At 47.3% G+C, this 15,856-nt stretch carries 13 protein-coding genes and 1 riboswitch; of the genes, 3 read left to right on the top strand and 10 right to left on the bottom strand.

Annotation, left to right across the window (positions count from 1 at the left end):
- Positions 1–72: 72 nt before the first annotated feature.
- Genes Q9R36_RS10070 through Q9R36_RS10085 form a run of 4 tightly spaced genes read right to left on the bottom strand, consistent with a single transcriptional unit; the run spans position 73 to position 4,209 of the window.
- Positions 73–1,257, bottom strand: coding sequence for a Ger(x)C family spore germination protein (locus tag Q9R36_RS10070; protein ID WP_009792240.1), 1,185 nt, complete (start codon positions 1,255–1,257; stop codon positions 73–75).
- On the bottom strand, positions 1,254–2,846 hold the full coding sequence (locus Q9R36_RS10075) for a spore germination protein (RefSeq protein WP_311225044.1): 1,593 nt from the start codon (positions 2,844–2,846) through the stop codon (positions 1,254–1,256). The genes Q9R36_RS10070 and Q9R36_RS10075 overlap by 4 nt, the downstream gene beginning before the upstream one ends.
- Positions 2,840–3,958, bottom strand: coding sequence for a GerAB/ArcD/ProY family transporter (locus tag Q9R36_RS10080; protein ID WP_306009506.1), 1,119 nt, complete (start codon positions 3,956–3,958; stop codon positions 2,840–2,842). The genes Q9R36_RS10075 and Q9R36_RS10080 overlap by 7 nt, the downstream gene beginning before the upstream one ends.
- A complete protein-coding gene (locus tag Q9R36_RS10085) occupies positions 3,958–4,209 on the bottom strand; it encodes a hypothetical protein (protein WP_009792243.1) in 252 nt (83 codons plus the stop codon). The genes Q9R36_RS10080 and Q9R36_RS10085 overlap by 1 nt, the downstream gene beginning before the upstream one ends.
- A gap of 211 nt (positions 4,210–4,420) precedes the next feature.
- Between Q9R36_RS10085 and Q9R36_RS10090 the strand changes: the two genes are divergently transcribed.
- The 3 genes from Q9R36_RS10090 (at position 4,421) to Q9R36_RS10100 (ending at position 10,723) form a co-directional block, all read left to right on the top strand.
- Positions 4,421–5,944, top strand: coding sequence for an FAD-dependent oxidoreductase (locus tag Q9R36_RS10090; protein ID WP_248138726.1), 1,524 nt, complete (start codon positions 4,421–4,423; stop codon positions 5,942–5,944).
- Positions 5,945–6,358: 414 nt separating this feature from the next.
- Positions 6,359–8,896, top strand: a complete 2,538-nt coding sequence (locus Q9R36_RS10095; protein WP_129613975.1) for a glycoside hydrolase family 31 protein — start codon at positions 6,359–6,361, stop codon at positions 8,894–8,896.
- 60 nt (positions 8,897–8,956) lie between these two features.
- Entirely contained in the window at positions 8,957–10,723 is a 1,767-nt protein-coding gene (locus Q9R36_RS10100) for a glycoside hydrolase family 66 protein (protein ID WP_170939477.1), read from the top strand.
- 61 nt (positions 10,724–10,784) lie between these two features.
- On the opposite strand, the gene Q9R36_RS10105 is transcribed toward Q9R36_RS10100, so the two are convergent.
- From Q9R36_RS10105 to Q9R36_RS10130, 6 genes are all read right to left on the bottom strand, one after another.
- Positions 10,785–11,738: a DUF4097 domain-containing protein gene (locus tag Q9R36_RS10105; RefSeq protein ID WP_148950545.1), complete on the bottom strand. Its 954-nt coding sequence runs from the start codon at positions 11,736–11,738 to the stop codon at positions 10,785–10,787.
- On the bottom strand, positions 11,735–12,298 hold the full coding sequence (locus Q9R36_RS10110; RefSeq protein WP_009792249.1) for a DUF1700 domain-containing protein: 564 nt from the start codon (positions 12,296–12,298) through the stop codon (positions 11,735–11,737). The genes Q9R36_RS10105 and Q9R36_RS10110 overlap by 4 nt, the downstream gene beginning before the upstream one ends.
- Positions 12,285–12,614 carry a PadR family transcriptional regulator gene (locus Q9R36_RS10115; RefSeq protein WP_022543345.1) on the bottom strand — a complete coding sequence of 110 codons (330 nt, stop codon included), beginning with the start codon at positions 12,612–12,614 and terminating at the stop codon, positions 12,285–12,287. Before Q9R36_RS10115 ends, Q9R36_RS10110 begins: the two co-directional genes overlap by 14 nt.
- A gap of 155 nt (positions 12,615–12,769) precedes the next feature.
- Positions 12,770–13,648 carry an amidase gene (locus tag Q9R36_RS10120; RefSeq protein ID WP_148973394.1) on the bottom strand — a complete coding sequence of 293 codons (879 nt, stop codon included), beginning with the start codon at positions 13,646–13,648 and terminating at the stop codon, positions 12,770–12,772.
- Between the two features lie 45 nt (positions 13,649–13,693).
- A riboswitch (cyclic di-GMP riboswitch) is annotated at positions 13,694–13,780 on the bottom strand.
- A gap of 87 nt (positions 13,781–13,867) precedes the next feature.
- Positions 13,868–14,002 carry a hypothetical protein gene (locus tag Q9R36_RS10125; protein WP_009792252.1) on the bottom strand — a complete coding sequence of 45 codons (135 nt, stop codon included), beginning with the start codon at positions 14,000–14,002 and terminating at the stop codon, positions 13,868–13,870.
- Positions 14,003–14,078: 76 nt separating this feature from the next.
- A complete protein-coding gene (locus Q9R36_RS10130) occupies positions 14,079–15,551 on the bottom strand; it encodes an amidase (protein ID WP_101552128.1) in 1,473 nt (490 codons plus the stop codon).
- Between the last annotated feature and the right edge of the window lie 305 nt (positions 15,552–15,856).

The following is a 15,856-nucleotide window of genomic DNA, read 5'->3' on the forward strand; positions in this document are numbered from 1 at the left end:
AGATAAATAGACAAGCTTTTCAGGCGAGCCTATAGAGTGATTTTACCCGCAGGCGCATCCTGTAAACATCAGCTAGTTGGTCTCTGATAAGAATGATTTGGTTCTGATCCCCGTCCTTCTCATTTTAATGAGAGCGGTCACCTCGACATCCGCCTCAGAAAAGTATTGGTCCCAATCGGCTTCTATCTCGTGGAAGTGTTTATAATCTTTTCTTCTGACCACATCACCGAATCCGAAGATATCTGCTTTGTCTTCTTTTTGCACTCTTCTGATAGTATCTGCAACGATTTTTTCAATGTGGTTCTCTGTCTTCTCCTCATAATCTTCATAAGTTGATACAGAGTCGACTGAATCAGCGCATTGGGTGCCCTCCAAATAACTCTCCCCTCTTATGTCGATCTTAACTTTCGCCTTGCCGTCCTCAATCCTTGCTTTTGTCTTTGTTGTTGTATTATAGATTCTGATGTCGATGTAGCGGTTTTCCCCGCAGCTTATTGTTAGGCTTGTACTCTTAATCTTGTCCTGTGTCCAGAGGTAATTCCGAGCATCCTCAAGACTTAGAAAACCATCCAGCCTGCCGCCTTCAAAAATTGCAAGCGAATCCAGCACAACCAGCGCATCCGGTGTTACTTTCTTCATATTCTCTACACTCGATCCCTTTTCCGGATCCCCCTTAATGGCAACAGCAGCCATGACCGGCTGCCGGCCAGGGGACGTCCAGGCGCTGATCACATCATTCAGCCTCACGCCGGGGTCGCCTCCCCAGGTTTCTTCCATCGTGTCCAGCTGTGTATGGAGCTTAAGGGAAGTGGACTTTTGGAACTGGTACGTCACCTTCAGCACTTCTTCGGCCCTTACTCCCCTTGAAATTACGATATTAAAATCATCCCGCATCTCCCTATTGCGCTCCAGGTAATCCAGAAACTCCAGCATCCCGTCCTCCGCCACTTCTTCACTGATGATCAAAGTCCTCATATGCGAATAAACCAGGTTTCGCGAAATGCCCTCACTCATTTGGTTCGTCAATTCGGACAGGGAATTCCCTTCCTTCCCATACACAATCGAAGGTGCATTACCGCCGGCAGTCCGGTTATTCAGCTCCGCAGCATTAATGCCTTCTACAGACAGGTAGTATTTTTCATCTTTCCCCTTGTCCACAGCCATACCGGTAATTACGGTAACCTCTGCCAGCTCCTTTTGGTCCCAGCATCCAGTCAGCAGGCAGCACAAAGCCATAACAGCTATGATCTTTTTCAATTCCCATTACCCCCATTCATCGGAGGCGGAGAAGGGGAGCCGGTCTTAGGCTGCTTCTCTTCTTTTTGCGGCTTCAAATAGCTTGGCCTTTTATTCATGCTCCAGAAAGGAAAGCGGAAGAACACATCCTTCTGGCTTTCAATGATAAACGGGGCTACTGGGGCCAGATAAGGAACTCCAAAGGAACGGAGAGCGCTTAAGTGAGCCACCATCAGAACAAGCACAATCAGGACTCCATACAGGCCAAGGAAAGCGGCTGTGATGATCAGCAGGAATCTCAGCAGCCTCGAGGCATTGGCGAAGCTGTATGTGGGTGAAACAAAATTGGCAATGGCTGTGATGGCAACGATAATGACCATAATATTGGATATGATCCCCGCCTCGGCTGCAGCCTGCCCGATGACGAGCGCTCCGACGATCGATACCGTCTGCCCGACAGCGCGCGGCATTCTGACGCCTGCCTCACGCAGGATTTCAAAGGTGATTTCCATCAGCAGAACTTCAATCACAGCCGGGAACGGCACCCCTTCCCGCTGCGCGATTACACTCAAAAGCAGCGTGGTCGGAAGCAGTTCATGATGAAAGGTAAGAATGCCGACATACAGGGAAGGCGTGATAAGTGCAATCATAAACGAAATATAGCGGATAAAACGGATGAATGTGCCCATCAGGAAGTTTTGGTAATAGTCTTCTGAGACGGAAAAAAAGTCGACCAGCACCGCAGGCACGAGCAGCACAAATGGCGTTCCGTCACAAAGGATGGCCACCTTTCCCTCCAGCAGATTGGCCGCTACTGCATCTGGCCTCTCGGTGTTGAGGGCCAACGGAAATAGAGTGGCCGTTTTATCTGCAATCAGTTCTTCAATATTCCCTGTTTCTAAAATCGCGCCCGTATCAATCTTTTTCAGCCGTTTGCGGACCTCCTCGACAATCCCGCTGTCGGCAATATCCTTCATATAACTGATAAAGACCGTTGTGCGCGTGTCATTTCCGATAGTAAATTCCTCAAATTGAAGCCTGGGATTCTTGATCCTCCTGCGGATCAGACTGACGTTTACCGATAAAGTTTCTACAAATCCATCCTTAGGCCCCCTGACGACGGTCTGAGTGCTTGGTTCAGCTATCGACCGGCTTTCCGTGGTGGGAACAGGAATGGAAATGGCCCGGGGTACACCTTTAAAAGCAAGGATAATGCTTCCCGAAAGCATAAAGTCAGTCATTTGCGAGACTGTCTCTGCAAGCTTATAGCCTGATCCTCCGAAATGCTCTTTGCCGTAGCCCTTGACATCATCAATGGTTTTTACCTTTGAATCAGGTCCTGGCTCTTTGGCAATTGAATGAATGATTTCCTTAAGCACATTGCTGTCGATCATGGTTTCCAAATAAAAAAGAAGGGCATCAGCCGCTCCGGCCTTGAGTTCTTCAATTTTCAGATCGGCTGAAGCCCCGAAACGGCAGGATAATTCCTCTTTAAGTTCTTCTAGCTCATAGCTGTCAAGGCTCTTATCGCCAGTTTCCTTTTCAGTCTTTTCCTCCCTCTCTTTTTCGACTCTTTTTATGCGGCTGAGTGTTTTAATGCGTTTCAACATTTCACCCCATTTTTCCCGGAACTCTTCCGGCTTCGGTTTTTCCACAGCAAGACAGCCAGGAGGACAGATGGAATGCCGAATTGCATCGGCAAATGAACAAAATAAGGGACTACAACAAGCCCTTCCTCCAGATGGTCGGCAAAATTGACCGAAATCAGTACAGAAAACAGGGACACGACCGCTGACATAGGAAGGGCAAAGTATCGATAGGGCAGCCGGAAAACGTATTCCAGCCCTTTCAGCGCGCCAAAAAGAAAGACCGAGCCTTTTATCAGGATGCCGAGCATCATAATGAAAACGACGAGGGCATCGATCCGCTCAATAAAATTGCCGATGGAAACCTGCCTTGCCGCACTGAGCATCGGAAAATTGGATCGGACCATCGCATCCGAACCGAGCGTCATGACCATCAGAATGGTCGCATGGGTCAGCAGCAGCCCGGCAATCGCTGTTCCCATTAATGAGACTCTTTTGACATATTTGAAGCTGGTGACTTTTCCGAGGATGACCGTAAAGGCGATAAGCTCGCCGAATGGAAATACAAACAGCGAAGGAAAAACAGCTTTGGCCACAGGCATGATGCCCTCGCCAAGGACCGGCTCGATCCGGCTGAATTCCAGGTTTCCGCTTGCCAGCAGGAAAATCGTCAGCAATAGCACAAACAGCACCACATAAGGAGAGAAAATTTCAGATGTCCGCCCAAGCACTTCAATGCCAAGGTAAAGGATATAGCCCATCGTCAAAGCGATGGTAAGGGATATCATTTCAATTGGCGTATTGGGAAGAATGGCAGACGCGATCAGCTCGCCAAAATCCCTCACCACCCTGCTGGATATGTAGAGAAAATAAATGACATATAGTAATGCCATTGGAATGACAAGATAGCGCTTAAAGCAGTGCTCCATGATTTCATAAAGGTTTTTTCCGGGAAGTCGGCTGATCAGGAACCAGTAAAAGTAGACAATTCCCATTCCAAAGCCTGTAGAAATGACCATGGCTATCCAGGCATCCTGCTCTGCGCCTTTGCCGACACCAATGATAATCGCACTGCCGAGCAGGAAATTGATGACCAGCGTCATCAGCTGGCTGAGCGATATACTTTCTTTTAACATCAGCTCCCACTTCCCTTCGACTGTGCTTTTTCAGCTTTTTTATTTTTATAAAGCCTTATGTCGATAAACAGGCTGGAACCCATGCCGAGGAAAAAAACAAACAATGCAATGACCCTTCCTGCAGCGATTTCGGCATAAAAAATATTCAGAATTGCTTCAGTGACTGTACTTTTAAAAACAAATAAATCAAAGAGAAGAGTCAGCACAAACAAGCCTGTGGAAACCAATATAAACGAAAGAGTGACCATCATATCTTCCCATCCATTTTAAAGTTGCATTTCTAGTATTTAAGTTTGCTGCTTATTTTATCCAATAATTCCGTCCCTGCCGCAACTCTTTTTCCTGCGATTATCTTCCGGCCCAAAAGGGTATGAAATTTACAGCAGCTATGCAGAAGAACGAATATGCCCCCCTTGGAAAGGAAAGATTATCTACTAGAAGAAAAACCTGAGGAGGAAAGATATGAATCATTCACAAATGCCGCAGTTTCCGGAACCGTACTGGAGGGAAACCCCGCTCTCATCCTATGAGGCGCTTAATGAAAATATCGAGACTGATGTCGCAATCGTCGGCGGAGGAATTACAGGAATCACCGCTGCCTACCTTCTCGCAAAAGAGGGATTTAAGGTAGCGATCCTTGAAGCAGGAAACGTCCTCAACGGAACAACGGGGCATACAACTGCCAAACTGACCGCCCAGCACGGAGTCATCTATGATGAGCTGATCAGCCACTTTGGGGAAGACAAAACGAAGCTTTATTATCAGGCGAATGCAGAAGCAATCACTTTTGTAAAAAACCTTGTCGAGGAAAAAAAGATCGACTGTGACTTCAGCATGGAGGACGCTTATATCTATGCGGTTTCCGACCAGGCTGCCGGCAAGGTGCAAAAGGAGTATGAAGCCTACCAGAAGCTTGGAATCGACAGCGGCTTTGCTGATAGCATCCCATTTAACATAGACATCAAAGGGGCAGCAGTCATGAAGGGGCAGGCACAATTTCACCCTTTGAAATTCCTGAAGGTGCTTCTTGAGGAATTTACAGCAGCAGGCGGCAAAGTGTATGAAAATACAACAGCTGTCGATATTGAGGAGGGACAGCCTGCCTCAGTTAAAACAAGGAATGGCCAAACCGTTACAGCCAAGCATGTGATTGTCGCCTCACACTTCCCATTCTATGATGGCAAGGGCTTTTATTTTGCGAGAATGGAGCCGGAAAGATCCTATATTGTCGCTGTGAAGACCCGTGAGGAATATCCGGGCGGGATGTATTACAGTGCCGATCAGCCGACACGCTCCCTGCGTTATACACCGGTAAATGGCGAGAAGCTGGTCCTTATCAGCGGTGACAGCCACAAAACCGGGCACGAATCGGATACTCTTAAGCATTATGAGGCTTTGGAGGAATTCGCAGAGGAGGTTATGGGCATAGAGGAGTATCCATACAGATGGTCTGCACAGGATTTAATCACATTGGATAAGATCCCGTATGTTGGCCCAATCACTGAAAATGCCTCGAACATTTATGTTGCCACCGGCTACCGTAAATGGGGGATGACGAACGGAATTGCGGCTGCCCATTTGCTGAATGATTTTATTGCCAAAAAGGATAGTCCTTATAAGGAAGTATTCACCCCTTCCCGATTTAAAGCCGATCCAAGCATCAAGGAATTCATTAAATTCAATACCGATGTTGCAGGCCAGCTGATTAAAGGGAAGCTCGAATATATCCCTGCCGAGCTCGATGATATTGAACCGGACCACGGTGCACCTGTCATCGTAAATGGCAAAAGGGCCGGGGCCTACCGGGATAAAGAAGGAGCCCTTCATATCGTCGACACCACCTGTACACATATGGGCTGCGAATGTGAATGGAATAATGGCGAACGGACCTGGGACTGCCCGTGCCACGGCTCGCGCTTTTCTTACACAGGAGAAGTTGTCGAAGGCCCGGCAGAAACTCCGCTTAAAAAAATCCAGGGTGAATGATTTGGGAAGCTCCTGCGGCTGGCTGCTGCGGGAGCTTTCTGTCTGCCATCGGGTACTGGCTGGGGCTTCAAAAAGATAATCCGGCACTTCTTTTCCACTTCCAACTCCCGCATCAAACAAATTCTACTCTTTCCCTCTTCTCCTCTGTTTCAATCCTTTTTTTACTATATTACAGGATTTGACCCATAAGTCCCCTTTAATATGACAGACTGTAAAGGCTTAGTGTAAAGGATTCATTTTGCATCAATCAGCAAAACGCTTTCACGAAGTGACGCAAACGATTTCACAGCAGCATTTCTGGGGCTTCTGGGTCCAATGACTTCATCTGTTTAGTTGTATATACAAGTATTGACCGCCTCCACGTTCTCCTCTAAAGTCAGGTTGTAAAAACTATACAGAATTGGGGAGATACATATGGCAAAGTCCAGGAAAACCCTCCGGATGCTGGCTGCCGCGGCAATCGCTGCCGGTGTCGCACTATCTGCAAGCATACCAGGTGCGCTTGCAGTCACACAGCCTGAGGCTGACACTCCGCTCAAAAAGGAGAACCTTCAGACTCTTTCAGCCAAGAGTGTGAAAAAGCTTAAAAACGGGGTCCAATTCGACCTTGGCGATTATGAAGCATTTATACGTATTTATTCAGAAGACCTTGTCAAAGTTTCTGTCTTAAAGGACGGCCAGAAAGAAGAAGAAACTCCTGCCATTGCAAAGAAGGATTGGAAAACTCCTCTCTTCAGCACTGAAGACGGCAAAAAAGAATATACCATCAAAACCGGCGAGCTGACCATTAAAGTAAGCAAGTCGCCATTCGGGGTGAAATTCCTTGATAAAGAGGGCCAAGTAATCAATGAAGATTATCTTCAAAACGGTGCCTCATCCGGCTATGAAGATGGAAAGCCATATGTTTTCAAGAAAACCGAAAAGGGCGAGAACTTCTACGGCTTCGGCGAACAGGCCGGCCTGAATATGAACCAGCGCGGCGAAAGCATCGGGATGTGGAATACTGATGCTTATGCTTATACAAAGGATACAAAATATGTTTATACAAGCATCCCATTCTTTATGGGCCTGAAAGATAAAAAAGCCTACGGGATCCTTTTTGATAACTCCTACCGTTCTTACTATGAAATGGCAAGCGAGTCGGATGACTATTACTACTTCTATGCCAACGGCGGACCGCTTACCTATTACTTTATGTATGGACCGGAAATTTCGGATGTCCTTGACCGGTATACTGAACTGACAGGCAAAATGGACATGCCTGCCGAATGGACATTGGGACTGCACCAGAGCAAATGGGGCTATACCGCCGATGAAATTACCGATGTGGCCCAAACTTACCGAGATAAGAATATTCCGCTTGATACCATGCATTTTGATATCGATTATATGCAGGGCTACAGGGTCTTCACTTGGGATCAGAAATATAAAGATGCCCTTTCAAAGCTGAAATCAATGGAAGGCTTCCATGCTATTGCCATCAACGACCCTGCGGTCAAGCAGGATGAAAATTACAAAATCTATCAGGAAGGCACTGCCAAAGACTTCTGGGGCAAAAATCCGGATGGCACAAACTTCATTGGCCCAGTTTGGCCTGGCGACTCTGCTTTCCCTGATTTCTCCAAAGAGGAAGTGCGGGACTGGTGGGCCAAAAACCATAACGTCCTGTTCGATGCAGGAATCGACGGCATCTGGAATGATATGAATGAGCCTGCAGTCTTTGTGGATGGCGGAGAGTATAATCATACAATGCCGCTTGATACTTATTTCGGATATGAAGATGACAAAATCATGCACACGGAATACCATAATCTTTATGGCCATGACGAGGCAGAAGCAACATACAATGCCTGGGCCATGCATAAGCCTAATGAGCGTCCGTTTGTCCTGACGCGTGACATGTTTGCCGGCTCCCAGCGCTATGCAGCACTGTGGACAGGAGATAATGAAAGCAATTGGGAGCATCTTCAGATGAGCCTGCCGATGAATATGAACCTAGGCTTATCCGGTGTTTCCTTCGTCGGTAATGATATTGGCGGATTTGCTTCCCGCCCAGATAAAGAACTTTATACACGCTGGATCGAGGTTGGAGCCTTCCTTCCTTTCTCCCGTATCCATTATGATTCAGACGCCAAAGCAGAAGTAAAGCAGGGACAGGAGCCATGGGCATTCGGGCCTGAGGTTGAAGGAATCGCCAAGAAGTATATTGAAATGCGCTACCAGCTGATGCCTTATCTTTATAATGCCTTCAAGGATTCCTCCGAGACAGGCAAGCCGGTCCAGCAGCCGCTTGTTTATCACTACCAGGAAGATGCCAACACATATGACATTGCTGACCAGTTCATGTTCGGCGACTCTATGATGCTTGCCCCTGTCGTAAAAGAAGGACAGACACGCCGCGATGTATATCTGCCAAAAGGCGACACATGGGTGGACTTCTGGACCAAGAAGGAATATAAAGGCGGACAGACAATCAATGTCAGCGCCCCATTAGAGCATCTGCCGATTTTCGTGAAAAAAGACAGCATCATTCCAACACGTGAAGTCCAGCAGTATACAGGAGAAAAGGAACTGACAAACCTGGTGCTCGACACCTATTTGGACAAAGAAGCAAGCTACAGCTTCTATGAAGATGACGGCAAATCACTCGACCATCAGGACGGTGAATTTGATATCACAAACTTTACACTGAATGAAAAACCGAATAAGATCGAATTCACCCAAAAGAAAGAGACTGATAACTACGATTCAGCTCTCCAGCAGGTGACATTGAAGCTTAATAATGAGAAAGCGCCTAAGCGCATCCAGGCAGCCGGCAAGAAATACCGCGCCGTCTTCTCACTGGAAGAAATGACACAAACAAAAGAATCTTATTTTTATGAAACAAACTCAAAAACATTGTATGTAAATGTGCCTGCAGCAGAAGGCAAAAAGGTTCAAATTAAATTCTAAAAGATCTAGGGGGCTAATCTGACAGGGATTAGCCCTTCTTTTTTGAAAGAGGTGATCATATTGAAAGGCAAAGCAGCCATCCTCGGACTTCTGCTGCTGGCGGCGCTTGCCAGCTTCTGCCTGAAAGAAAAGGAAGAGAAAACCACTCATGATGCTCCCTCCCTGCAGGAGTCAAAAGATTTATTTTTCAATCTGCAGACCGATAAAGCCCGCTATAATCCCGGGGACTCTGTCCAATTTTCAATAAAAGCAGAGGCTGGGAGCACGGTGGAGGTCACCTATTATCATCTTGGCCGCCCATTGGACACAGTGGCTGCAGAACTGAAGGCTCCCGGCACCCACAGATGGAGCTGGAATCCTCCGGAAAAGGATTATAAAGGCTACTTGGCCGTCGTATCTGTGGAAAATGGCGGCAGCATACAGACCGAAACAATTGCTGTAGACGTTTCAAGCAGCTGGAGCCGGTTTCCCCGCTACGGGTTTCTGTCTGACTTTGCTGACTCTTCCCCCGAAACAGCTGCCGCTATCATATCCGACTTGAACCGCTATCATCTTAATGGGCTTCAATTCTATGACTGGCATTTTGAGCATCAGGAGCCCCTGAAGATGGAGGATAAGCTGCCGGCGGGCCATTGGGAGGATGTCGCAAACCGCCGCATCTCATTGCAGAAAGTACAGCAGTATATCGGCGAAGCCAAACAGAGGAACATAAAAACCATGGCATATAATCTACTGTACGGATCTTTTGAAGATAACGGCTTGCCCCGTGAATGGCAGCTTTTTAAGGATCAGAGCAGCCCGGAGCCTGACATCCATCCCCTCCCTGGCGGCTGGAAAAGCAATCTGCTGATCATGAATCCCACCAATCCATGGTGGCAGGACCATCTGATAGAACAGCAGAAAATGGTATACCAATACCTGGGCTTTGATGGCTGGCATATCGATCAGCTTGGTGACAGGGGAGAAGTTTTTAATGAGCTTGGAGACAGCATCCACCTTGCAGAAAGCTTCCAGCCTTTCCTGGAGAAAATCAAACAGAAGCTGCCTGAAAAAGAGATTGTGATGAATGCCGTGAATCAGTATGGCCAGCCGGCCATCAGCAGAGCAGGTGCTGCGTTTCTGTATACCGAAGTATGGGATCCGTATAAGCATTATGGGGATCTCAAGAAGATACTGGATGAAAATAGGAACCTTACAAATAACGGACAGGCCTCTGTTCTGGCCGCTTATATGAATTACCGTCATTCTGATGAGCAGGGAATGTTTAATGAAGCCGGCGTCCTGCTTACAGATGCTGTTATCTTTTCCAATGGCGGAGCACATCTGGAATTGGGCGAGCATATGCTTTCCAAGGAATATTTCCCTCACAATCAACTTCAGGTGTCCGAAGGCCTTCAGCAAGAAATGGCCAGTTATTATGATTTTTTAACAGCTTATGAGAATATCCTGCGAGATCATACACGGGACTCTGAGGCAGCGATCATATCCCATGAAGGGCTGCCATTAGCGATGGGAGATCCTGAACAGCAAAAGATTTGGGTGCTGCCGAAAGAATCCGGAAACAGGAAAATCCTCCATTTCATCAACTTCCTGGATGCGGTCCATATGGAATGGCGCGATACAAATGCCGATCAAGCTAAGCCAAAGGAACGGCGGGACCTTACATTTAGTTTAGAGGAAGATCGGAAGGTCAAAAACCTATGGTTTGCCTCCCCTGATATTAAAGGCGGCAGGCCTGAAGAGCTTCCGTTCAGGCAGGAAAACGGGAATGTTATATTCAGCATTCCGTCATTAACCTACTGGGATATGGTGGTTGCTGAATACTAGGACACAGATTCCTGTCCAAAAATAAAAGCGTGCCCGGGCTTTCCGCCTGGACACGCTATTGTTAGTTTAGATTAAAATCCCCGGACGCAGTATGAACCTTTACCACATGCTCGCCTGAACCAATTTTGCCGAGAATCCTGTCTTCTTCTTTTTCTTCAAAAAGAAATCCATCAAGCTGGACATTGCCCTCCCCGGAGGTTGCCTTAAAATCAACCATCATATCGCTTGGCTCCTCTTTGAATGAAATATTGACATCCCCGCTTGCCGTTTCGGCAGTAATGCTGGCTGCCAGCTGATCATTGCTGATGTTCAGGTCGCCCGAAGTAATTTTTGCAGCGATATCCCCGGAAAGTTCGCTGATTTTTATATCCCCTGAAGCTGTATATAAATCTGCTGACTCTGCGGCTGACCCATCGATTTGCATGTCCCCGCTTGCTGCCTTAAACTTCAATTCCTTCGCCTTTGAATCTTCTACCCTTACATCGCCGCTCGCCACCTGGATTTCCATTTGGCCTCCGGCTTCCATTCCCTTCAGCGCAACATCACCGCTCTTTGTCTCAAAAATGCTGTCCTTGCTTTGAATGTTTTCCGCTTTGATATCGCCGGATAATACCTGTACTGCCAGTTCCTCATATTCCTTTTTCGGGAGAAGCACCTCGATTTTCACATCACGGATGATAACCACTCCCATGCGGAACATATTCTTCACATCAAGGTCGACATTCAGGGTGCCGTCATCTTCGCTGACCTTCAGTTTATAATCATCTTTGAGCTTTTTGCTGACTTTCCCCGTTAGTGCCACCTTTATATCTTTCTCGCTGCCAGCTTCCCTGATGACCACATCTGTAGAAGCGCTATTTACTGAGATATGCTGGATGGAATCTGCTTTTATCGTCTCGCTTTGATTAATCTCAACCGTGTTAAAATTCAGACCTCCCGAAGCGCTGAGTGTAATGGCTGAACCGCCGACACCGATCAGGAATAAAACGACCAAACCCGCCACCAGTTTCTTCATGCCGCCTTCTCTCCTTTTCCTTTGACTAGCCTGACATTGAATTTGATATAGCCGAGAAGTACCCGGTAGAAAAATTTGCCGACATAAATCATTCCGATGCTAAGCAGCAGGCCCAGGCTGAACAGTGCCAGCGAAGCAAAGAAATTCAGGGTCATATCCTCAAAGCCCGTAAAAAACGAAGACCCCAGCAAGGCAAATGGCGACAATGTCAAAACGAGCGCCACCGCACATAGTGAAATATAGACGCCTGCGAGGCCGATCAGCGGCCCAAGTATAAAGACCAGATTGAAAAAGCTGAGGCTGACCGCCGCTGTCGCAGCTTGAAAAATATTGGAGACCGACTGCGTTTTCTCCGCTTTGACAATCCTGTAGTCTGCAAGCAGGTCGCGCGCAATGACATGCGGGTCACCGAGCTCCTCCATGATTTCCCTTTCCGTCCTGCCGTTTGCAAGCCCGATTTCAAAATGCTCCTCATAATCGTACAGCATTTCCCGCCGGTCATATTCCGGCACCTTACCAAGCAGCTTTTCCAGCCTTTCTAAAAACTCATTCCCTGCCACTGGACTTTCCCTCCTCAACAAATTGATTAACCGCCAATGAAAACTGCTGCCATTCCTCGATCAGCATATTCATATAATCCCTGCCCTTTTCTGTCAGTGAATAGTATTTTCTGGGAGGCCCTTCCGTTGATTCTGCCAGATAGGTTGTTAAATACTCTTCTTTTGTCAGTCTTCTGAGCAAAGGATAGAGCGTCCCTTCAGCCACCTCGATTTTATCCGAGATGTTTTGCGCGAGCTCGTAGCCATACTGATCTTTCTTAGAAATCAGCAGCAGCACGCACAGCTCAAGAACACCCTTCTTGAATTGAACATTCAATCCTTGCACCTCCACCGGTAGTGAACATTATTCAGTAGTCATGTAAATCCTTCCATTCATTCACAAACCCATCATACAATACACTATTGAACATTACAAGGTACTGAACGTAAAAAAATACCTATTTTTTAAAAATAGGCATTTTCCAAAGATGATTATGGCCTCAAATCCATCCAGCTTTGAAGATGATGGACAGCGAATCCCACATGGGAATCTGAGGAATAAGCGTCACGGACAAGTGAAAGCTGTTCTTCCATTCTTAGTGTGCCTTCCTCATAAAAAGTGATATACGCCGCTTCAGAAGAAGCCCCTGTTTCTGCGGCAATTTCTATCTTTTTCCCATATTGTGCCGCAAGCTCAACCTCGTTCCTGGACAGCTCAATCATCCCATTAGGGCCTGCTGCTGTATCTCTGTAGGCCATGATCGTCACACTGTCAGTATTCTTTATGACCCAGCCTGCGAGGGAATCTTTGCCGAATTTATTGCTGAACATCATTTCATCAAACCAGAAAGGCATATCTGCCCCCAACGGAAGACTGAGCTCTGCGGACAAGGAAGCAGCCTGAAGCATCCGGGTCTGATAATTCACCACAGTGCTTTTATAATTGCTTTCCCAGCCTGGCAGAAGATAGGGCTCGATATCCAGGTGGATGCCTGAAAACTGCTGGGCAGGGCTTGCCTGCTCCTGATAAGCAGCTACCCAGAAGAAGAAGCTGCGCATGGCTGCTTCACCTTTTGCCGTGGCCCATTTAGGTGCTCCATCCAATGCATGGACACTGATTCCGCCGGCATTTGCTTTTTCTATAAAAGATTGGTAGACAGCGGCCGGCAGGCTCTGGTCAATCTGCAGATACAGCTGATCTGCCTGCCTGTCCGCCAGGAATTGAATGATTTCATCAGACCTGTCCTTTATGGCTGCTGTATCCCACAGCCAGGTTGAGCGGTTCATATCAGCAGCCTCTCCTTTCACGGGGCAGGCTGCAAACACGAGCAGTACAGCCAAAAGAGCTGTCTTAAAAAATTTGATAGTCATTGTATACTCTCCTTTGTATGATGCCATGACATCCATAAAAAGGAGCCCGGCAGCCTGGCAGCCAGCCGCATATCCGCGGGAAGGCCCATAGCTTTGCGTCCCTGCCTTTCGACAGGTTTGCCTTTATCAGTAAGTTGTTAATTTGATTATAATCACTTTTCAGGAAAAATAAAGATATTTTTTACACAAAAAGGCCCCCTGATGACAGGGGCCTTCTTCTTAGTCTTTAGGCTGATTTTCTTTCTTGCTTTTCGTGCCGGTGTTGAATTCCACCAGCTCTTCGCTTGTCCAGCCTTCTCTTTTTTTATTATTGTTGCGCTGTGCATTTGCATTTCCAAGCTTTGTCCTGCCCATGCTGCCTCGCTCCTTTACTGGCGTTTTCTCTGGTAGTATGGGCCTTTTCACTATGTGTTATTCTGCTTTGGCGGCCTTACAGGAGAGGGGATTTCCTCACTTTTGTCCCCTGCTCGAAAGCATAGGCCATGCTGATCAGACCGGCTTCTGAAAAAGCAGTGCCGGTAAACGTAATGCCCACAGGCTCATTCTCTAAGGAATAGCCTGCCGGTACTGTGATGGAAGGATAGCCTGCCTTTGCCGGAATGCCCGCTCCAAAATTGTTCGGCGTCACGATTGCATCAAGATGATGCTCTTTCAGGACATGATCAATTCCCTGCTCAGTCGAAAAGTAGACATCCTCCTCAAGCGAGCTGATATAAGCCTCTTCAGTCAGAGTCCCGCTTGTTCTTTCGGCTTCCTCCAGGATGGTCTGTCCGTACTTAAGGGCTGCATCACTGTTTTCGAGGTTAAAGGCAATCACATCGGCAAGGGATTTCACTTTTATATGAGGAGCAACCCCGCGCAGGTAGGCGTTTAGATCTGCTTTGAATTCGTATGTAAGTACATCATACTTCCAATTATTTTTTGTAGAAGGGATTTCTACAGGGTCAACCACCTCGGCACCAAGAGCTTTCAGCTGTTCAACCGCATGGTTCATCACTTCAAGCTTGTCCCCGCTCAAATAATCAAAATACACTTCACGTGCAATGCCGATCCTTTTGCCCTTCAGCCCGTTTTCATCAAGAAAACCAGCAAACTCGGTATAGTCTGACTCTGGATTGTTCAGCACAGCAGGATCCCTGTCATCATTGCCGGCAAGCACATCGAGAAGGTAAACGGCATCCCTGACGGTTCTTGCCATCGGGCCTGCCGTATCCTGGGAATGCGCAATCGGGATGATCCCCCTTCTGCTGATCAGGCCGACCGTCGGCTTAATGCCTACAAGCGAGTTTTGGCTTGCCGGGCTGAGAATCGAGCCTGACGTCTCCGTTCCGACAGCCACTGCCGCAAAGTTCGAAGCGATGGCTGCACCTGAACCCGAACTGGAGCCGCCGACATCAAAATTACCCGGCCCATAAGGATTCAGCACCTGCCCGCCCCTTGAGCTGTAGCCGCTCGGCATGCCCTCTGTCATAAAATTGGCCCATTCCGTCATATTCGTTTTTCCGAGAATAACGGCTCCGGCCTTTCTTAAAGCTTCAGCCACATAGGAATCCTCTTTTGCAACCGACTCCTTCAGTGCAAGAGATCCGGCACTGGTGTGCATTTTATCAGCAGTATCAATATTATCCTTGATCAGTACAGGAATGCCATGCAGCGGCCCGCGGCTGCCCTTCAGCTTACGTTCGGCATCCAGTGCCGCCGCAATCTGGGCAGCATCCGGATTGACCTCAAGTACAGAGTTGATGGCCGGGCCGTTCTTATCCTTCTGCGCAATCCTGTGCAGGTACATCAGCACAAGCTCTTTCGAAGAAACCTCGCCCTTCTCCAATTTCTCCTGCATCTCATCTATAGTGGCCTCCAGGAGCCATTCTTCCTGGAGCTTTTTCAGCCTTGGATTTTTCATATAGGAATCGATTCCTTTCACATTGAGTTTACTTTCATATTTTAGCATATTTTCTGAATCCTTTACTATAATGAAGGTTGGTTAGAGAGGACATCGAATATTCGCTGGTGGATTTGTGGTGTTTTTCTAGGAAATGATTCTTTTCTTTAAGGCTGGGTTTAATTCTGCTGTTCCATCTTGTTGAATCAGACCAATTTAGAGTGGATCCTGATTCATTTAGGGTGGATCCCCGGTCAATTTAAGTTAATCACCCTACTTTTCCGTTTATTCATCCTACTTTTCCGTTTATTCACCCTACTTTTCCA

Origin of the sequence: Bacillus sp. AG4(2022) (assembly GCF_031844465.1) — a bacterium.
Lineage (GTDB): Bacteria > Bacillota > Bacilli > Bacillales > Cytobacillaceae > Bacillus_AB > Bacillus_AB infantis.